18 protein-coding genes are annotated in these 19,590 nt (G+C 38.4%); 4 read left to right on the top strand and 14 right to left on the bottom strand.

Features of this window, described 5'->3' with window-relative positions; genetic code table 11:
• The first annotated feature begins 11 nt into the window (after positions 1-11).
• Complete coding sequence (locus tag B7E05_RS01020; RefSeq protein ID WP_080871891.1) at positions 12-1,277, top strand: dihydrolipoamide acetyltransferase family protein; 1,266 nt, start codon at positions 12-14, stop codon at positions 1,275-1,277.
• Positions 1,278-1,468: 191 nt separating this feature from the next.
• On the opposite strand, the gene B7E05_RS01015 is transcribed toward B7E05_RS01020, so the two are convergent.
• The 14 genes from B7E05_RS01015 to rpmH all read right to left on the bottom strand — a co-directional run bounded on the left by B7E05_RS01015 (position 1,469) and on the right by rpmH (position 15,175).
• A complete protein-coding gene (locus tag B7E05_RS01015; RefSeq protein WP_080871890.1) occupies positions 1,469-2,356 on the bottom strand; it encodes a metal ABC transporter permease in 888 nt (295 codons plus the stop codon).
• The gene (locus tag B7E05_RS01010) at positions 2,353-3,273 is read right to left on the bottom strand and encodes a metal ABC transporter permease (protein WP_080871889.1); all 921 of its coding nucleotides are present in this window, start codon (positions 3,271-3,273) and stop codon (positions 2,353-2,355) included. The genes B7E05_RS01015 and B7E05_RS01010 overlap by 4 nt, the downstream gene beginning before the upstream one ends.
• A complete protein-coding gene (locus tag B7E05_RS01005; protein WP_080871888.1) occupies positions 3,248-4,021 on the bottom strand; it encodes a metal ABC transporter ATP-binding protein in 774 nt (257 codons plus the stop codon). Before B7E05_RS01005 ends, B7E05_RS01010 begins: the two co-directional genes overlap by 26 nt.
• The gene (locus B7E05_RS01000; RefSeq protein WP_080871887.1) at positions 4,014-4,985 is read right to left on the bottom strand and encodes a metal ABC transporter solute-binding protein, Zn/Mn family; all 972 of its coding nucleotides are present in this window, start codon (positions 4,983-4,985) and stop codon (positions 4,014-4,016) included. Before B7E05_RS01000 ends, B7E05_RS01005 begins: the two co-directional genes overlap by 8 nt.
• A 266-nt stretch (positions 4,986-5,251) precedes the next feature.
• Positions 5,252-6,091, bottom strand: coding sequence for a ParB/RepB/Spo0J family partition protein (locus tag B7E05_RS00995; protein ID WP_080871886.1), 840 nt, complete (start codon positions 6,089-6,091; stop codon positions 5,252-5,254).
• Positions 6,072-6,845: a ParA family protein gene (locus tag B7E05_RS00990; RefSeq protein WP_080871885.1), complete on the bottom strand. Its 774-nt coding sequence runs from the start codon at positions 6,843-6,845 to the stop codon at positions 6,072-6,074. Before B7E05_RS00990 ends, B7E05_RS00995 begins: the two co-directional genes overlap by 20 nt.
• A gap of 273 nt (positions 6,846-7,118) precedes the next feature.
• Positions 7,119-7,976, bottom strand: a complete 858-nt coding sequence (noc, locus tag B7E05_RS00985; RefSeq protein WP_080871884.1) for a nucleoid occlusion protein — start codon at positions 7,974-7,976, stop codon at positions 7,119-7,121.
• 420 nt (positions 7,977-8,396) lie between these two features.
• Complete coding sequence (gene rsmG / locus B7E05_RS00980) at positions 8,397-9,113, bottom strand: 16S rRNA (guanine(527)-N(7))-methyltransferase RsmG (protein ID WP_080871883.1); 717 nt, start codon at positions 9,111-9,113, stop codon at positions 8,397-8,399.
• Between the two features lie 118 nt (positions 9,114-9,231).
• The gene (gene mnmG, locus B7E05_RS00975) at positions 9,232-11,115 is read right to left on the bottom strand and encodes a tRNA uridine-5-carboxymethylaminomethyl(34) synthesis enzyme MnmG (RefSeq protein WP_080871882.1); all 1,884 of its coding nucleotides are present in this window, start codon (positions 11,113-11,115) and stop codon (positions 9,232-9,234) included.
• A gap of 75 nt (positions 11,116-11,190) precedes the next feature.
• Positions 11,191-12,567: a tRNA uridine-5-carboxymethylaminomethyl(34) synthesis GTPase MnmE gene (gene mnmE / locus B7E05_RS00970; RefSeq protein ID WP_080876173.1), complete on the bottom strand. Its 1,377-nt coding sequence runs from the start codon at positions 12,565-12,567 to the stop codon at positions 11,191-11,193.
• 366 nt (positions 12,568-12,933) lie between these two features.
• Complete coding sequence (gene jag / locus B7E05_RS00965; protein ID WP_080871881.1) at positions 12,934-13,545, bottom strand: RNA-binding cell elongation regulator Jag/EloR; 612 nt, start codon at positions 13,543-13,545, stop codon at positions 12,934-12,936.
• A gap of 93 nt (positions 13,546-13,638) precedes the next feature.
• Entirely contained in the window at positions 13,639-14,397 is a 759-nt protein-coding gene (gene yidC, locus B7E05_RS00960; RefSeq protein WP_080871880.1) for a membrane protein insertase YidC, read from the bottom strand.
• A 109-nt stretch (positions 14,398-14,506) separates the two neighbouring features.
• Positions 14,507-14,854, bottom strand: a complete 348-nt coding sequence (rnpA, locus tag B7E05_RS00955) for a ribonuclease P protein component (protein WP_080871879.1) — start codon at positions 14,852-14,854, stop codon at positions 14,507-14,509.
• A 186-nt stretch (positions 14,855-15,040) separates the two neighbouring features.
• Positions 15,041-15,175 (bottom strand): 50S ribosomal protein L34, encoded by a 135-nt coding sequence (rpmH, locus tag B7E05_RS00950; protein WP_080871878.1) that lies wholly within the window; start codon positions 15,173-15,175, stop codon positions 15,041-15,043.
• Between the two features lie 987 nt (positions 15,176-16,162).
• Between rpmH and dnaA the strand changes: the two genes are divergently transcribed.
• The 3 genes from dnaA (at position 16,163) to B7E05_RS00930 (ending at position 19,590) form a co-directional block, all read left to right on the top strand.
• Positions 16,163-17,506, top strand: coding sequence for a chromosomal replication initiator protein DnaA (gene dnaA, locus B7E05_RS00945; protein WP_080871877.1), 1,344 nt, complete (start codon positions 16,163-16,165; stop codon positions 17,504-17,506).
• A gap of 295 nt (positions 17,507-17,801) precedes the next feature.
• On the top strand, positions 17,802-18,938 hold the full coding sequence (gene dnaN / locus B7E05_RS00940) for a DNA polymerase III subunit beta (RefSeq protein ID WP_080871876.1): 1,137 nt from the start codon (positions 17,802-17,804) through the stop codon (positions 18,936-18,938).
• 430 nt (positions 18,939-19,368) lie between these two features.
• Entirely contained in the window at positions 19,369-19,590 is a 222-nt protein-coding gene (locus B7E05_RS00930; RefSeq protein WP_080871874.1) for an RNA-binding S4 domain-containing protein, read from the top strand.

Genomic DNA, 19,590 nt, shown 5'->3' with positions numbered 1-19,590 from the left:
AGGTGAAAACAATGAGTGAAAATATTGTCATGCCAAAATTGGGAATGACCATGAAGCAAGGCACCATTGAAGAATGGCATAAACAAGTCGGAGACACGGTGGAAGAAGGAGAAAGCCTTGCAACCATCAGTTCTGAAAAGCTGACGCAGGATATTGAAGCACTGTCCGGCGGCGAACTGCTGGAAATCAAAATAGAGGCAGGCGGAACAGCCAAAGTAGGTGACGTGCTTGGCATACTTGGTTCTCCTGGAGAGAAAACGTCCAAGGAAGATGACTCTTCTCAAGGAGAAGCGGACCAAAATGAATCTGAAACAGCTGTCAATGAACAAAAACAAGCGAAGGAACAAACAACAGCAGTAAGTCGCGATCACAGTACAAAACAAGATTCCGGAGAGCGTATATTCATCTCCCCTCTCGCAAGAAAATTAGCAAAAGAACATGACTTACCGATCGAACAAATTAACGGTACCGGTGGAAATGGCAGAATTACTAGATTAGACATTAACCGTGTGCTGGAACATGGACTGGATGAAGCGGGTGAAATACAATACAGCTCCGATGAAGCAGCAGTGACACTGGAGCAGGAAGCTATTGGAGAGGGTCTGGATTCCATGCGAAAAGCAATTGCTCAAAACATGCGACAAAGCTTGCAGCAGACTGCCCAGCTCACATTACACCGCAAGGCAAATGCGGATAAACTCATTGCTTTTCAGAAAACGCTGCGCAACGAAGCGGAAGCAGCTGATAGGCATGTGAAACTCAGCTTAACTGCATTGATTGCCAGGGCAGTTGTCCTTGCACTAAAAGATTACCAAAAGATGAATGCACGCTATGACAACCAAGAATTATCCGAATTTGATGAAGTCCATTTAGGTATCGCTACTTCCTTAGATAACGGCTTGGTTGTACCTGTCGTTAAAAATGCCGAACAAAAAACCATCGGCAGCTTAGCGAAGGACATTAGGGACGTTTCCACGAAAGCCCGTGATGGTGAAGCAGATGAATCCATTTTATCCGGTTCTACATTTACCATTACGAATATGGGCGGAAGCGGTGTCGAGTACTTTACGCCTATTTTGAACCTCCATGAAGCAGGTATACTCGGTGTTGGTGCATTACAGGATGAACTCGCACTGGAAAACGGCGAAGTCATACAGATTCAAAAATTGCCGTTCAGTTTAACATTTGACCATCAGATTCTAGACGGTGCCGATGCGGGAGAATTTTTCTCCATTCTTGTAAATTATATTGAAAATCCTTATTTGCTGGTACTGTAGAGGCTAAAGTCCCTAAATTAATAAGGGGGCAGAAAATACCTTTTATCAGATAGAAAGAAGAAAAACGATGGATTCGTTGGAGGATAAATGAACCCGTCGTTTTTCTTATAGTCCGTACTTTAGAATGTTTACAGTGCAAAAAAGAAATTTCATATCTTACTGCAGATACAAAATTCCTTTTTAAAAAATCTTTATGCTTCTTGCTCTTCTCTGACCTCTGCTGGTCGAATCCACCTTGAAACCAACCCATGCTTCGGAGATAATAAAAAGCTTATAAAAAAGATACAACCTGTCATAAGCGCCATGGATCCGGAAATAGAAGTATTCAGCCATGTTGCTACCCAATATCCTGCAACAGCAGAAACAACGCCGAAACCACCGCTGAGAAACAGCATGATAATTAACTTATCTGTCCATAAATAAGCTGCGGCCGCTGGTGTAATCAGCATAGCCACCACAAGTATCGCACCGACTGCATCGAACGAAGCAACCGTAGTAACAGATACAAGGGTCATAAATAAGTAGTGAAAGAACATTACCGGAATACCGATGCTTGCTGCCAACGCCGGGTCAAATGAAGTAATTTTCCATTCTTTATAAAAAGCAATGATAAAGAAAATGACTACTACCAAGACAAGCGCAAGCAATGCAGTCGCTGTTGGAACTGATCCAACTATTGGGAAATCCGTTGTTGCAAACGGAACAAACGTAATCTCTCCCATCAATGCGTGCTGCACATCCAAATGCACATTCCCGACCGAGGTAGATATCAAAATAACACCAATGGCAAACAATGTAGTGAAAACAATTCCCAACGAAGCATCATGCTGCACTTTTAAGTTATTAAGCGATTGAACAAGAAATGCTGTTAGAATACCAGCAAAAATACCGCCTACAAGCATCGCTGTCCCTGATACCTGTTGGGTTACCATATACGCCAACACAATCCCGAGCAACACCGTATGACTAATTGCATCCGCCATCATTGCCTGTTTTTTCAGGATAAGATAAACACCGATTAAGCCGCAGGAAAGACCCACAAGAGATGCCGTTAAAATAATCCACATCGTATAAGTCATTGTGATCCTCCTTTTTCAGCTGCTAATGGATGCTTTTTTTGAGACGCTCGCTGTTGCATTTTAAACTGGACGAAATTGATAACAATTCCTTTTTCCTTTCCAAACAATAAGGAAATGATAAAAACAGCAGAGGAAGTCAGGACGATAAATGGCCCCGTCGGCAATCCGCTTCCTGTGGAGCTTACCCATGTACCAAATGCACCAGCTAAGCCTCCTATCGCAGAAGAAAGCAAAATCATCATTTTAAAGGAATGCGTCCAGTACCTTGCACTTACAGCCGGGATAATTAACATGGCAGCCATTAAAATAACACCAACTGCTTGAATGCCAATAACAATGGTTGTCACCAGCACGAGGGTATACAGCACGTTCATACCGCGGATAGACATTCCGACGCCTTTTGCAAAATGAGGATCGAATAAAAATAGTTTCCATTCCTTAAAAGCAACGAATATAATCAAAATAACAATCGATGCCAGTACTATCATCGTAATAACATCGGAACGAACCATTGCCGCTGCCTGCCCATATATAAAGTTATTTAATCCGCTCTGATTACCTCCAGGAGCACGGTTAGCAATTGCCAAAAGCATAATACCTACACCGTAAAAAACGGATAATGTCATTCCCATAGCTGTATCTTCCGTAATTCGTGAGGCATTTGTAAACCATTGAATGAAAAATGCTCCTAAAAGCGCACTCAGTGCTGCACCAATGACAAGCAGCAGCAAGTTTTTTTCCTGTATAACCAAGAAAGCTACAACAACTCCAGGAAGCGCTGCATGGGATAAAGCGTCACTCATCAGATTTTGTCTTTTCCAATAAGCCAAGCATCCGATTCCGCCTGCAGCAATGCCTAAAATCATGGTACTTGCCATCACCCATACCGTATTAATGTGAAGTAGATTGGATAACATATTGATCTCCCTTTCCAACCCATTGCATATCTCCACCATACGTTGTTGCTATATTGTCTGTTGTGAACACTTCTTCTGTTTGTCCATGAGCGTATACCGTTTTATTTAAAAATAAGACATGATCAAAATATTCAGGGACGGTTTGCAGGTCATGATGGACGACCAACACCGTCTTCCCCTTGCTTTTTAACTCTTTCAAAATCGTCATAATCGCTTTTTCCGTAGATGCATCTACTCCTGCCAATGGTTCATCCATAAAGTATAGTTCAGCATCTTGAGCAAGCGCACGCGCTAAGAATACACGCTGTTGCTGTCCTCCTGATAGCTGACTGATTTGACGATGCGCGTAAGCCTCCATGCCCATTTTCGTTAAAGCATCCATCGCTTTTTGTTTATCTTTTTTAGAAGGAATTCGAAACCAGCCAATCTTTCCATACAGCCCCATCGTTACTACATCCAGTGCATCCGTTGGGAAATCCCAATCAACCGATCCCCGTTGAGGGACATAACCGATTTTTTTCTTTGCCGTTTTAAAAGGACTGCCCCAAAAGCTGACATTTCCTGTCAGCTGGGGGTGAAGTCCTAACATGGTCTTAATTAATGTCGATTTACCGGCACCGTTCGGACCGACAATCGCTGTAATCGTACCTTCATTCACTTCAAAACTTACATCATTCAATACTTTATTTTTTTGGTAAGAAGCTGATAAATCATCTACGCGTATTACAGATGATGTCACCTTACTCATCTCCTCCAGTTAATGCTTCATAGATTGTGTCTATATTATGCTTATACATGCCAATGTATGTGCCTTCTTCTGTACCTTCTTCACCCATTGCATCAGAGAACAATTCTCCGCCGATTTCTACTTCCATTCCGTTATCGGCAGCACCTTCAATAACCGCGTTAATCGTGTCCTGATTCACACTGCTTTCCACAAATATAGCCGGAACTTCATGTTCTTCAATGATAGAAATCGTATCATTCACATCAGACACGCCAGCTTCACTTTCTGTACTGATTCCCTGCAAACCAACTACTTCCATATTGTGTAACTGACCAAAATAATTAAATGCGTCATGCGCTGTTACAAGCACGCGCTGCTCCTCAGGGATATCTTGTAATTTCGATGCTTCTTCATCCAATTCTTCTAACTGTGCAAAATACTCCTGTTTCCCTTCTTCCAATTCATCTGCATGTTCCGGAGCATACTCTTTTAATTCTTCTACTGCAGCATCTAATGCATCCTGCCATAAATTATAGTCAAACCATATGTGTGGATCTGGAGCTCCCGGCTCTTCTTCATCTTCTAAAAGAGCATCCTCAGGCAAGGTTTCTCCAATGGCTAATACAGGCTTTTCTGAGCTGATTGATTCCAGCGGCTCTTCCATATTTGCTTCCAAATGCAATCCAGAATATAGAACGACATCCGCCTCATCCAACGTAGCAATATCGCCTTGTGTCGGATCATATAAATGCGGGTCCACAGATGGCCCCATTAATGTTTCCACATTGACAAGATCACCGCCGATTTCAGATATCGGCTCTCCGATTTGTGCAATTGTTGTGACAATTTCAATTGGCTCATCGGCTTCTGCGCCTTCCTCGTCTCCGTTTTCATTTCCTTCCTCATTACTTGAGCCGCAAGCTGCTAAAAATAGTACTCCCATTAGTATAGCAAAACCCAGTATTTTCTTCCAAGCTTTCTCCATTTTTCTTCCTCCCTTGTTTTTTGCATAAGGCAAACTTTTTATCTATTCCCTACTTTATGCACTACTTTTCATTTTGTCAAGTAAATTTTAGAAAGTCTATTATTTTTCCTTGAGGAAACTTTTATACATTTATTCTACGTAATCGCTTACAACATTTATGTATAAACGTTTTGTAGTCATACTAAAACAGCAAGCAGGCAGGCATTTTTTTCATAAAAAAACCGATGTATTCTATGAAAAATCATCAAGAATACATCGGCTTATGGTTATTTTTCCAGATATTCGAGGATACGATTTAAATCTTCATCATTGTAAAATTCAATCTCAATCTTCCCTTTTCGTTTCCCTTTATTGATATGAACGGCTGTTCCAAGTGTATCCCGAAGTACTGTTTCTCTTTCCTGGATAAAAACATCTTTCTTCGGTGATTTCTTTGGTTTTTTTGTTTGCTTTTCGTTCATTTCAATAATCAGTTTTTCCACTTGCCTCACATTTAGCTTTTCTTTTTGTATTTTATCCGCTAACGCAAGGATGGTATCATGATCCTTCAGGCTGAGAAGCGCCCGGCCATGCCCCATGGACAAATCGCCACGATTGATATACGCCATGACATCATCAGGTAACGATAATAAACGAATCGTATTGGCAATGTGCGAGCGGCTTTTTCCTAACCTTTCAGATAATATATGCTGCGTAATATTCAGCTTTTCCATTAGATTTGCGTAGGCTTGTGCTTCTTCAATCGGAGTCAGGTTCTCACGTTGTAAGTTCTCTAATAATGCAACTTCCATCATGCGTTCATCTGTTAATTCACGAATAATCGCAGGAATTGTCTCCAGCCCTGCTTCTTTTGCTGCACGGTATCTTCTTTCACCGACAACAATTTCATAACCTTTGAGACTTTTTCGTATAATAATTGGCTGAATAACACCATATTCTTTAATGGAATCCTTCAGCTCTTCAATCGAATCGGCTTGAAAGCTCTTCCTTGGCTGATAAGGATTGGGACGGCAATCAGATAATTTCACCTCTTGTATATTATCTTTACTGTCCTTTTCTGCTTCTGGAAATAGCGCATTAATACCTTTACCTAACCCTCTCGCCATTTGTCATCACTTCCTTCGCTAAATCAAGATATACTTCTGCACCGCGGGATTTGGGGTCATAAGCAATAATTGGTTTGCCGTGACTTGGTGCTTCCCCTAAGCGGACATTTCTTGGAATAATGGTTTCAAATACTTTATCCTGAAAATACTTTTTCACTTCTTCAATCACTTGAATTCCAAGATTCGTACGCGCATCAAGCATTGTCAGCAAAACACCTTCTATCATTAATTCCGTGTTTAAATGCTTTTGCACTAATCGTATGGTATTCAGCAATTGACTCAAACCCTCAAGTGCATAATACTCACATTGCACCGGAATCATAACCGTATCCGATGCAGTGAGAGCATTAATGGTCAGTAAACCTAGCGACGGCGGACAATCAATCACAATGTAATCGTATTGATCTTTTATCTCGCTTAATGCCGCTTTTAAACGAATTTCTCTTGATATAATGGGAACAAGTTCAATTTCCGATCCTGCCAGCTGAATCGTTGCAGGAATAATATCTAAGTTCTCTAAACTGGAGGAGACAATGACATCTGCTGCTGGAGTATCCTCTACCAATATATTGTAAATACATTGACTGACATCTGCTTTATTTACGCCAACCCCGCTTGTTGCATTCCCTTGAGGATCTGTATCAACAAGTAATACCTTATTTCCCAACGATGCTAAACAAGCGCAGACATTCACAGATGATGTTGTTTTTCCAACGCCTCCTTTTTGATTTGCGATGGATATAATTTTTCCCATGTTGTTGACACCTACCTTACTCGGAGGTTGTTCAAATCTTTTCTGATTCAATCAATACTTTTTGTTCTTTTATCAAAAAAATTTGAGCAATCACATCTCTATTAACTATCATAGCATTTATTTTTTATTTACGAAGGATTCTAGCATATTGTAATTTTATTTTAATATAGAATCGCTTAAAGTACCAGCCTGTTATTTCTTTTCAAATGAAATACCCATCTCATAAAAGATGGGCAAATAAACGCTCTGTAAAAGGATAAAGCAATCATTTTATTATTTCTGTTTAGGTATTTTTATCGTTATTTGATAGTAATCATCGAGTTCTTGTTCATCTGATTCTACATCAACGCCCGTATCGGATACCATATTGAGTGACTGTCTGATTGTGTTCATCGCAATCCGGACATCTTTATTAACCCCTTTTAATTTAGGCTTTGGTTTCTTTTTTTCTTCTTTCGGGGCATTCATTTTCGTAATTCGTTCTTCTGTTTGTTTCACGTTTAATTCTTTCTCAAGAATTTCTTTTAATAATTGAAGCTGCTGCTCCTCTTCCTTTACCTTAATCAAGGCGCGAGCATGTCTTTCAGTAATTAATTTATCTAACACAGCATCCTGAACCTCTTGCGGCAGTTTTAACAACCGCAGTTTATTTGCTATAGTAGACTGGTTTTTACCAAGACGTTGTGCTAATGCTTCCTGTGTCAAATCATGCAATTCAAGCAGCTTATTATACGCAATCGCTTCTTCAATAACCGTCAATTCTTCACGCTGGAGATTTTCAATCAGGGCTACAGAAGCTGTTTCTGTATCATTCATTTCCCGGATGATGGCAGCTACTTGTTTCCATCCCAAATGCTGAACCGCTCTCCATCTTCTCTCCCCAGCTATTAATTCAAAGGAATCATCATCTAATTTACGAACGACAATTGGCTGAATCATTCCATGTGTGTGTATGGTTTGCGCTAATTCTTTTATCTTTTCTTCCTGAAAAATCGTTCGTGGCTGGTAGCGATTGGCCTGAATTTTATCGATATCGATTTGAACCACTTCATCGGAAGAATAGGTAACTTTCTCCGTATCAATTGGTTCCTTATCGCTTTTTCCAAATATACGATTAAAAGGACTCACCACTTGCTGACACCACCTTCTAAAATTAACAAACTATTCATTATCAAATCTATCAACATAAAAGCTCAAAGGCTGTATAGGTTCCAACAGGATATATTTACTTCTATTTCCGTCTCGCTGTCACGGACGATATGAAGGAGAAGTTTCTTGTCCTGGTAGATAATTATATCTTTACTTCTTCATGAAAAGATAATGTTTCACGTGAAACATTATTTCCAATTCATCTTTTGTATAACTGCTTATCCACGTGCATAACATTCATATATTAGCATCTATAGTTTATAAAATACAACAACAATCCGCCGATATGTACAGTTATTATTTTACCATACCTGCCGCTGAAAAAATATAAAATGCTTTTAAATTATATAAAGGATATCATTTTTCCCTCATGAAAAACTTTTTCGATTACTTGAAAAACTACTATTCAATCGGTTCTTTATTCGGTAATCCTGCTTTTCTGGGGTATTTTTTTGGTGTCTTCCGCTTCTTGGCAATTTGGACAATCGAACGTTCTCCTGCCTCTTCGGAAAGTGTAAACGTATCTATGGATTCTACCTCTCCCCCAAGTAATGCAACCGCTGCTTCTCCTGCTTTGAGTTCTGTTTCTGCTTGTGAACCTTTCATCGCAACAAAATAACCGCCTATTTTTACAAATGGAAGACATAATTCACTTAGTACGGACATTCTGGCAACAGCTCTGGCCGTTACTAAATCAAACTGTTCGCGAAAATCTTCTTTTTTGCCTGCATTTTCCGCACGATCATGATAAAAAGCCACATCTGTCAGTTCCAGTTTATTTGCTAAATGGTTCAAGAACGAAATTCGCTTCTTCAATGAATCAATAATCGTTACTTTTAAATGGGGAAAGCATATTTTTAATGGAATACTTGGAAAACCTGCCCCTGCCCCAATATCACAAATAGATAATTCCTGTGTCATGTCTGTATAAAAAGCTGCTGTAATGCAGTCATAGAAGTGTTTTTCGTATACCTCTTCTTCTTCTGTAATCGCTGTTAAATTAATTTTTTCATTCCATTCGACAAGCTCTTTGAAATAAATAGCAAAAGCTTGCTGTTGAGATTCATTTAATGTGATCCCTTTCTCTGCCAATGCTTGCACAAATTGTTCCGGTTTCATAATCGGCTCCTTTCAAATTATAGTTTGGTGTTGGCCTTCTATTTTATGTAATGATCGCTCTTCAAAAACGATTATTTAGAAAAATAGCGACGTATCCATCACGTCGCTATTTTTTTATTTAATTTGCTACTCGGGCAATGTTTCCTTGTTCAATATAAACGAGCAAGATAGAAATGTCAGCCGGATTGACTCCGGAAATTCTGGATGCTTGGCCGACAGATAACGGACGCACTTTTTTCAATCGGTCAATTGCTTCTGTAGCAATGCCGTTAATGGCGTTATAATCAATATCTGCTGGTATTTTCTTATCTTCCATTTTCAGCATTTTTTCAACCTGCTCTGTTGCTTTTTTGATATAGCCCTCGTATTTAATTTGAATGGCTACCTGCTCTTTAACCTCTTCACTAAGGTCTGCTTTACCAATCATTTTTTCGACATAATCATACGTCAGTTCTGGACGTTTTAATAAATCATATGCTTTGACCGCTTCTTTCATCGGTACACCGCCGGCAGATTTCATGACATTTTGTACTTCTTCTGTCGGTTTTACAACGATTTTATTTAAACGTTTTTTCTCTGCTTCCACCTGTTCTTTCTTCGCAGAAAAAACAGCATATCTTTCCTCGGAAATTAAACCATAATCATAGCCAATCTCTGTCAGACGCATATCGGCATTATCGTGACGCAGCAACAAACGGTATTCCGCACGGGATGTAAGTAAACGGTAAGGTTCACTTGTTCCTTTTGTTACTAAGTCATCGATCATCACACCGATATAGGCTTGCGAACGGTCTAAGATAATGGGTTCTTTTCCGGTTACTTTTGCTGCTGCATTCATTCCAGCCATCAAGCCTTGTCCTGCTGCTTCTTCATAACCGGATGTGCCATTAATTTGACCGGCAGTAAATAATCCTGGTAACCGTTTGGTTTCTAATGTCGGCCAAAGCTGTGTCGGTACAACCGCATCGTATTCAATCGCATAACCGGCACGCATAATCTCTGCATTTTCCAGACCTGGAACAGACTTTACCATTTCATGCTGAACGGATTCCGGCAACGACGTGGACAATCCCTGTACATAAACTTCTTCTGTATTTCTTCCCTCTGGCTCCAGGAAAATCTGATGACGCGGTTTATCATTAAAACGGACAATTTTATCTTCAATAGATGGGCAATATCTTGGACCTGTGCCCCGCTTCATCCCGGAATACATCGCAGATAATGTCAGGTTCTCATTAATTACTTCATGTGTGAACTCATTCGTATAGGTTAACCAGCATGGAATTTGATCGGTAATCACTTCCGTTGTTTCATAAGAGAAGCTTTTCGGATTTTCGTCTCCCGGCTGGATTTCTGTTTGGGAATAGTCAATCGTATGACTGTTCACACGAGGCGGTGTTCCCGTTTTAAAACGGGTTAATTTAAAACCTAATTCTTCCAGATTCTCGGATAACTTAACCGATACACGCTGGTTATTTGGGCCGCTTTCGTATTCCAAATCACCCATCAGCACTTTTCCGCGCATAAATGTTCCGGTAGTTACAATAACGGATTCAGCATAATAGGCTGCTTTGCTCTCCGTGATAACACCTTTACAGATGCCATCCTCTACAATCAGCGAATTGACCATTCCCTGCCGAACAGTCAAGTTTTCTTCATTTTCGACCATACTTTTTACTTCCTGCATATATACCGGTTTATCAGCTTGTGCACGCAATGCTTGTACAGCTGGACCTTTTCTCGTATTCAACATCCGCATTTGTATATAGCTTTTATCAATAATTTTGCCCATGATACCGCCAAGTGCATCAACTTCGCGTACAACAATTCCTTTTGCAGGTCCGCCGATAGACGGATTACAAGGCATAAATGCAATCATATCTAAATTCAATGTCAGCATTAATGTTTTTGCGCCCATCCGTGCAGAAGCATACGCTGCTTCTACCCCGGCATGACCAGCTCCAACAACAATGACATCATAATTTCCTGCATTGTAAGTCATTTTTTTCTTCCTTTCCTTTATCTAAAGTGAAACTTCCATCGCTTTGAATTTTACAGTCTACTTTACTGCAATCCATTATTTCCCTAAGCAGAACTGAGAAAATAATTGGTCAATCAAGCCATCACTTGCTGTGTCCCCAATGATTTCTCCCATAAACTCCCACGATCGTGTCACATCAATTTGTACAATATCCATTGGCATACCAAGTTCAATGGCTTTACTGGCATCATCCAATGCCTGTTTTGCCTGCTTGAGCAGCTGAATATGACGAACATTGGATACATACGTTAAATCTGCTGTATCTACTTCGCCGGAAAAAAAGGTATTGGCAATGGCCTGCTCCAACTGATCAACGCCCTGCTCTTCAATTAAAGATGTTGTGACAACAGGTTTTCCATCAGCCAGTGCCCGTACCTCTTCTAAATCTAATTGCTGCTCTAAGTCTGTCTTATTGATGATAACAATATACTCTAAACCTTGAACGGCTTCAAATAATTTTTTATCTTCTTCGCTCAACGCTTCATTATAGTTTAATATAAATAAGATTAAATCTGATTCCTTCAATACTTGTCTGGAACGATCGACACCGATTCGTTCCACAATATCTTCTGTTTCCCGGATGCCTGCTGTATCGACTAATCGTAAAGGAACACCACGCACATTCACGTATTCTTCAATCACATCTCTTGTTGTACCGGGAACTTCTGTCACAATAGCTTTATTTTCCTGTACCAGCGTATTCATTAAGGAAGACTTACCAACATTCGGGCGGCCGATAATTGCCGTTGACAAACCTTCACGCAGAATTTTCCCTTGTCCGGCAACTTCCAGCAGTTTGTTTATTTCTGCTCCTACCTCTTCCGTCTTTTCCTTCATTAAGGTATGCGACATTTCTTCTACATCATCATACTCCGGATAATCGATATTCACTTCCACATGGGCTACCGTCTCTAACAGTTCCTGTCTTAACGTCCGAATAAGCTTGGACAGACGCCCGTCCATTTGCTTTAATGCCACATTCATTGCTTTATCTGTCTTTGCACGAATTAAATCCATCACTGCTTCCGCCTGTGATAAATCAATGCGGCCGTTTAAAAAGGCACGTTTTGTAAATTCACCTGGTTCAGCCAGACGTGCTCCTTTTGCCAGCACAATCTCTAACACACGATTTACAGAAACGAGCCCGCCATGACAGTTAATCTCAACAATATCTTCACGCGTAAATGTTTTTGGCGCACGCATGACAGAAACCATGACTTCTTCCGCCAGCTCTTCCGTTGCCGGATCAATCACTTTCCCATAATGCATTGTATGGGAATGAATATCTTGCAATTGCTTCCCTTCAAACACATCGGCTGCTAATTGTATTGCTTCTGGCCCGCTCAGTCGCACAATGGCAATAGCCCCCTCGCCAACTGGCGTAGATATCGCTGCAATTGTATCTGTGTCCATCTTATTCACCTGCCTTTCCTTCCTTTATATATCTATCATAAATGGCAAATTATTTTATTGTCACTAACAATCAAGAATAGCACAGATTTCGAAAAAAAGAAACTTATCCACACGAATGATTTAGACAAATGATGTTATATATTATCCACATGTGCATAACATTTTCTTTTCCCCTATCTTTTCTTATCCTTTTCAAACGTGTGGAAAATAAATCTGTGAAAACGATAGAGCTTCCATAAGCAATAAAAAATGTGTACGCACAAAATAATGTTTTGCGAACACACACTTTTTAATTCTTCCTGACGCCTATGTACCTCTCTCTAAGACAAATAAAACCCGGGAAGAATAGCTTCCCGGGTTTTATTTCTATGGCTTAATCACAACATGACGATGGGGTTCGTTACCGTCCGAATAAGTAGAAACTTGCTTATTCTGCAGGACACTGTGAATAATTTTACGTTCAAATGCCGGCATCGGATCCAGCACAACTTTTTTCTTTGTTTTCTGCGCTTTATCTCCCATTTTTAATGCAAGAGACTCCAACGTTTCTTTTCTCCGAGCACGGTATCCTTCCGCATCCAGTGTTACCGTATAATACGTATCATTATGTTTATTCAAGACCAAGTGAACTAAATATTGCAGCGCATTTAACGTTTGCCCGCGTTTGCCGATTAACTTTGCAATATTTTCATGGTGCATCGTATAGGTTACATGGTTTTCATTTACCTCTGTATCAACCTTTACAGAGAGATTCATGTTTCCGGTAACTTCTTTGATAAATGCAGCTGTTTCTTCAATCGGGTTCTTAGCGACAGTTACTTTAACATAAGCACGCTTGGATCCAAAGATGCCAAATACACCTTTTTTACCTTCATCAATAACCTCTACATCCACTTGATTCTCTTCTGTTCCAAGTTGCTCCAGAGCGGATTGGATTGCTTCTTCAACGGTTTGACCACTTGCAGTTACTTCTCTCAAAAGTCTCCCCTCCATTTTTCATAAAAATGTAAACTGTTTTACTATTTTTCTTATGAAATATGGGGGAAGTACTTCCCCCATAAATGATACATATTAATTTTTTGCCATCATCGGCTTATTAATAAGAAGTGTTTGGAATACCATAAAGATATTACCTGTCACCCAGTACAATGCTAATGCTGATGGGAAGAAGAATGCCATAACACCAATCATGATCGGCATCACATATAGCATAATCTGCAATTGTAAACGCATTTGCGGATTGCTGTTTGCAGATGAGTTTGTTGACATCATTAATTTCTGCTGTAAGAAAGTAAATAATGCTGTCAGAATCGGTAAAATATAATCCGGTGTTCCTAGCTGGAACCAAAGAAAATCATGCGTTGCAATTGCTTCCGTACGTCTAATCGCATGATACATCGCAATAAAAATCGGCATCTGCACCAGAATCGGTAAACAGCCCGCTAATGGATTAACTCCGTTCTTTTGGAATAATTCCATCGTTTCCTGCTGTAATTTCTGCTGTGTATTTGCATCTTTAGATGAATACTTTTGTTGAATTTCCTGTAATTTCGGCTGAACTTCCTGCATTGCTCTTGTACTTTTAATTTGTTTTACGTTCAACGGCACTAACAGTAAACGGATAACTACCGTTACTAAAATAATAGCCAAACCATAGTTTTCATTCAAAAATTCCGCAATCTTAGTGATAATCCAAGATAATGGATAAACAAAGATTGTATTCCAAAACCCTTCACTTTCGGGTGTAATCGGTTCATCAACTTGGGTACAACCCGCTAAAAAAACCGCTAACACGAGAAAAGTGATTAAAATCCCGTATTTTTTGCGCAAAGTGTTTCCTCCTTAATATTCCCAATGCTTCTACTAGCTATTTTAGCTTATTTATATCGTGAATTCTATCTTAAACTTGCCAGATAAAAAAGTATACATATTTTGTTTTTTATTTGGAATACTTCAATAACTTTTCTTTATACAATAAATGCGAGAGGCTTTTTTTCATCATTGTGTAATCCATCGTCTTTGCCGGATTTCTAGCAATGATGACAATATCATAACAAGGTTTGATATCTTGTTCCAATGCTTGAAAAGACGCACGCAATAATCTTTTTATTCGATTTCTGACAACGGCATTTCCTATTTTCTTTCCGACAGATAAACCAATCCGGAAATGATCCTGTTCTTCTTTCTTCCTATAATAAATAACCAGCTGTCTATTTGCGAATGATTTTCCTTGCTTAAAAACAGCTTGGAATTCTTCATTTTTTTTAATTCGAAATTGTTTTTTCACCGTTATCACCTTTTTGCGCTGTAACGCTCACTGCATGAAGTTATGCTTCTATTTAGCCCATATCCAATTCCTTAATTCCTTCTATTCACCATGTCATTAAAAGCTTGTCCATTTTTCATGTGCTTTAAAATATGTAATCGTCATTGTAAAGAATACAGAAAAAAACCACTGATAGTTGTCAGTGGCTTATGCAGATAAAACTTTACGTCCTTTACGACGACGACGAGCCAATACATGACGTCCATTTTTTGTGCTCATGCGCGCGCGAAAGCCGTGAACTTTTTTACGTTTGCGATTATTTGGTTGAAATGTTCTTTTCATGATTTTGCACCTCCCTGGAAAAACCCAGTTTCATATTTAAACTAAAATAGCTTATAACTAATCCTTTAGACAGTCCTTGATATTATACGAAAAAAAACGCCACTTTGTCAACCAGCTATCAAATAAAATTCCAATTTGGTTTCTTTCTCACACATTTTCGGAGGATTATTTTGTTGTAAATCCTGTTTCTTCATTCATTTCTAACAAAAATATTTCTGCCTCTTTTCACTTCCTTGCTATTATCCATCGTCCTTTTGCATATCCTATTCCTTACCCAATCTTTTTTTGCATTTCAGCTATGCGCTCAAAAAAATATACTTTCTATTTTTAATAATAATCCGACCGGCTAATCCCTGGCAGCTTTTCACCAGATTTCTTATCACCAAAATAGTACAGCCATTGATACAGATAAGCAGGAATTTCTGTTTTAGAAATCGCGTTTCATTATCCACAGACGTTATCTGGGTATTTTCACTTCTTTTTTTCTATCCACACAAAATAATAAACAAGTTAAGCACAAAATACAGCCTTGTTTATAAGCAAAACACACAAGCTGTAGAATATGTGGATAACTAGTTGAAAGTCATTGATTTCTTCCGTTTTATTTGGTATTATATTTATGTTTTAGTTTGTGGAAATGAGCTATGGGAATAAAACTTATTCACAGATTGTGGATATGTTGTGGATATTCTTTCCACTGGTTTTTGATAAAGTTTTCTACAGATCTGTGGATAGCGTTTATAGATTCTTTATTTCTTTATATTTATCTTTTCTTATTCCCTATTCCTTCATCTTTTTAATTATCCACAGTCTTTTTTTAATTTGATACGTTCGCCTTTCCATCTATAACCATTTGCGATAGATTGAGAGAGGCTTTTTTCTTCTGATGAAATTTTCATAAAAAAAGAATCTATGCTGTCAGCACCTTTTTATATGATTTGCGATTATCTTCAGCCACAAAATGATTCGAAAGGAGTGAAAGTAACTTTGGAAAATATCGAAGAACTGTGGGACGCAACACTGGATATTATTAAGGAAAAATTGAGTAAACCCAGTTTTGACACTTGGCTAAAAAATACAAAAGCTCTTCACTTAGAGAAAAATACAATGGTTATCTCGGCTCCGAATGAATTTACAAAGGACTGGTTAGAAACACAGTATACGGACCTGATCACACAAACTTTAGAAAAAGTGACAGGAACAAATTTACAAGCCAAATTTATTATTCCAGATTCTGTAGAAGAACCATCCGACCAAAAACCAATGCCAAAACCGAATATGGATGCCAAGGCAGCAGACTCCCCCAAATCAATGCTCAATGATAAATATACATTTGATACATTTGTTATCGGTGCGGGAAACCGCTTTGCACACGCAGCTTCCTTAGCTGTTGCCGAAGCTCCTGCAAAAGCCTATAATCCGCTATTTATCTATGGTGGCGTTGGGTTAGGAAAAACACATTTAATGCATGCGATTGGCCATTATGTAAGAGAACATGATAAAGATGCAAAAGTCGTTTATCTCACTTCCGAGAAGTTTACGAACGAATTTATCAATGCCATTATGGAAAACAAATCCAATCATTTTCGTAATAAATACCGCAATATCGATGTTCTTCTTATTGATGATATTCAATTTATTGCTGGAAAAGAATCAACACAGGAAGAATTTTTCCATACATTTAATGCACTGCATGAGGAAAGTAAGCAAATTATTATTTCCAGTGATCGGCCGCCGAAAGAAATTCCTACATTGGAGGATCGTTTACGTTCCCGTTTTGAATGGGGATTGATTACGGATATTACACCTCCTGATTTGGAAACAAGAATTGCTATTTTAAATAAAAAAGCAAAAGCAGAAGGATTAGATATTCCGAATGAGGTTATGTTATATATCGCTAACCAAATTAATACAAATATCCGCGAGCTGGAAGGCGCATTAATACGTGTTGTTGCTTATTCTTCTTTAGTCAATCAGGATATTGATGCTTCTTTGGCAGCAAATGCATTAAAGGATATTATTCCTAGCAATAAACCAAAAGAAATTACGATTCCTGCTATACAAGAAGTCGTTGCAGACCGGTATCATATCCGTCTGGAAGATTTTCCTGCCAAAAAACGTACTAAATCCATTGCTTTCCCGCGGCAGATTGCCATGTATCTATCAAGGGAGATGACTGATGCATCGCTGCCTAAAATTGGCCAGGAATTTGGCGGCAGAGACCATACAACCGTTATTCACGCACATGAAAAAATCTCAAAAATGCTTGAAACGGATACAGAACTGGATCGGGATATTGAAGAATTAAAAGAAAAGCTAAAATCATTATAAAAAAATATGCGAGAGAACCAAGCTGATAAAACATCCGCTTTAATTTTTCTTTATATATATAAATAAGGGCTTGTGTACGATGTGAAAAAAGCAAACCACATATAAACAGGTTATACACATGTGGAAAACTTTGATTTTTTGACTTTGAATTCACTTATCCACAGTAACCACAGCCCTTATTACTGTTATTACTGTTTTTTATATTATAATTAATAAATATATAGAACCGTTTTTATAAATTTAAGGGAAAAAGTTTGCAGCCAAATGAACTTTTTACATGAAGGAGGATATACAAATGCGTTTTACCATACAAAGGGATAAACTCATTACTGGTGTACAAGACGTAATGAAAGCTATCTCTTCCAAAACGGTTGTACCAATATTAACTGGAATGAAAATGGAAGTAAGACAACATGGCGTAACGCTTACCGGCAGTGATTCTGATATTTCAATTGAATCTTATATTCCGGCAGAAGATGAAGGGAAAGTAAATGTTGAAAATATTGAAGAAGGAACGATTGTATTACAGGCTAAATATTTCCCTGAAATCGTTCGTAAACTCCCTGAATCGCAAGTAGACATTGTCGTTGATGAACAGTTTAATGTGAAAATTACTTCTGGCAAATCAGAGTTTAATTTAAATGGGCAAAATGCGGATGAGTATCCATTACTTCCGCAAGTAGAAACCGAAAACAGTTTTGAAATGCCGATTGATTTATTAAAAAATATGATTAAGCAGACCGTTTTTGCAGTATCCACAATGGAAACCAGACCAATTTTAACCGGGGTAAATATTAAATTAGAAAATCAAAAACTGATATTTACAGCGACGGACAGCCATCGCCTGGCAAAAAGAGAAATTCCGGTATCGGATGCGAATATGACCATTGAGCAAGTTGTTGTTCCGGGAAAAAGTTTAAGTGAACTCTCTAAAATTTTAAATGACTCAGAGGAAACAGTTGAAATTAGTGTTACGAATAACCAAATTCTTTTCCGAACGAAACATTTGAATTTCCTGTCACGGTTATTGGATGGCAATTATCCGGAAACATCAAGATTAATTCCTGAGCACAGCAAAACAACGATTCAAATTAAAACGACACCACTTTTAAGATCGATTGAACGTGCTTCTTTATTAGCGAAAGAAGAAAGAAATAATGTCGTTAAATTTACTAATAATGATAATGGATTAATTGAGATTTCAAGTAATTCTCCAGAGATCGGAAACGTAGAGGAAGAAGTAACAGCAGATAAAGTGGACGGAGAGAATTTAAAAATATCCTTCAGTTCAAAGTATATGATCGACGCCTTAAAAGCAATTGAGTATGATGAAGTTATTATTGAATTCACAGGAGCAATGCGTCCATTTATCATTCGTCCGATAGAAGATGACTCGATTTTACAATTGATTCTGCCGGTAAGAACCTATTGATTTTAATGCGTAACGCTTTAAAAATTACCGGGGATAAGTAAAAGTTATACCAAGAGAAACGAAAGTCCTTTCTTAACGGAATAGGGCTTTTTCGTTTCTTTGAAAGAAAAATCTATGTGGTAAAAAATCGACAAAAATGGACACGAGGAAATGGAATTCCCTTAATCGCTTCATCGCTTCCTTGTCTTTTTGAGCTTTTCTTTTAGAAAACAACAGAAAATACGTTATAAGAAGAGAATAGGAAAAGAAGAATTCCCCCATTCAAAAAGCCCCTAAAACGCTGTAACGTATCTTTTTGTATTTATTTGAGGCCTATTCTTCCTTTTTTAATCAATCTTTAGTAAAATGGGTAATAGACGAAAACATAAACGTGTCTCCTTTAGAAAAAATGAAGGCAAATAAAACAAGTAGAAAGTATTTGGTGATAGCCATGCATGAGCAGATAAAAATAGATACGGAATATATTACGCTTGGACAATGTGTCAAGCTGCTTAATTTTTTGGAGTCTGGTGGAATGGTCAAAGCATATATCCAAGATATAGGAGCAGTGGTAAATGGGGAACGTGAACATCGCCGCGGCAGGAAACTATATCCGGAAGATGTCCTTGAAATTGATGAGATAGGATCATTTATCATTCTTAAAGAGGAATAA

Origin of the sequence: Oceanobacillus timonensis, from assembly GCF_900166635.1 — a bacterium.
GTDB lineage: Bacteria > Bacillota > Bacilli > Bacillales > Amphibacillaceae > Oceanobacillus > Oceanobacillus timonensis.
Note: the sequence above shows the minus strand (reverse complement) of the source record. Positions and strands in the feature narration are given on the sequence as shown.

Bases quoted from the DNA above. Each gene is read 5' to 3' on its own strand.
- B7E05_RS01020 (WP_080871891.1), top strand. From the start codon at position 12: ATGAGTGAAAATATTGTCATGCCAAAATTGGGAATGACCATGAAGCAA.
- B7E05_RS01015 (WP_080871890.1), bottom strand. From the start codon at position 2,356: ATGACTTATACGATGTGGATTATTTTAACGGCATCTCTTGTGGGTCTT.
- B7E05_RS01010 (WP_080871889.1), bottom strand. From the start codon at position 3,273: ATGTTATCCAATCTACTTCACATTAATACGGTATGGGTGATGGCAAGT.
- B7E05_RS01005 (WP_080871888.1), bottom strand. From the start codon at position 4,021: ATGAGTAAGGTGACATCATCTGTAATACGCGTAGATGATTTATCAGCT.
- B7E05_RS01000 (WP_080871887.1), bottom strand. From the start codon at position 4,985: ATGGAGAAAGCTTGGAAGAAAATACTGGGTTTTGCTATACTAATGGGA.
- B7E05_RS00995 (WP_080871886.1), bottom strand. From the start codon at position 6,091: ATGGCGAGAGGGTTAGGTAAAGGTATTAATGCGCTATTTCCAGAAGCA.
- B7E05_RS00990 (WP_080871885.1), bottom strand. From the start codon at position 6,845: ATGGGAAAAATTATATCCATCGCAAATCAAAAAGGAGGCGTTGGAAAA.
- rsmG (WP_080871883.1), bottom strand. From the start codon at position 9,113: ATGAAACCGGAACAATTTGTGCAAGCATTGGCAGAGAAAGGGATCACA.
- mnmG (WP_080871882.1), bottom strand. From the start codon at position 11,115: ATGACTTACAATGCAGGAAATTATGATGTCATTGTTGTTGGAGCTGGT.
- mnmE (WP_080876173.1), bottom strand. From the start codon at position 12,567: ATGGACACAGATACAATTGCAGCGATATCTACGCCAGTTGGCGAGGGG.
- rpmH (WP_080871878.1), bottom strand. From the start codon at position 15,175: ATGAAAAGAACATTTCAACCAAATAATCGCAAACGTAAAAAAGTTCAC.
- dnaN (WP_080871876.1), top strand. From the start codon at position 17,802: ATGCGTTTTACCATACAAAGGGATAAACTCATTACTGGTGTACAAGAC.
- B7E05_RS00930 (WP_080871874.1), top strand. From the start codon at position 19,369: ATGCATGAGCAGATAAAAATAGATACGGAATATATTACGCTTGGACAA.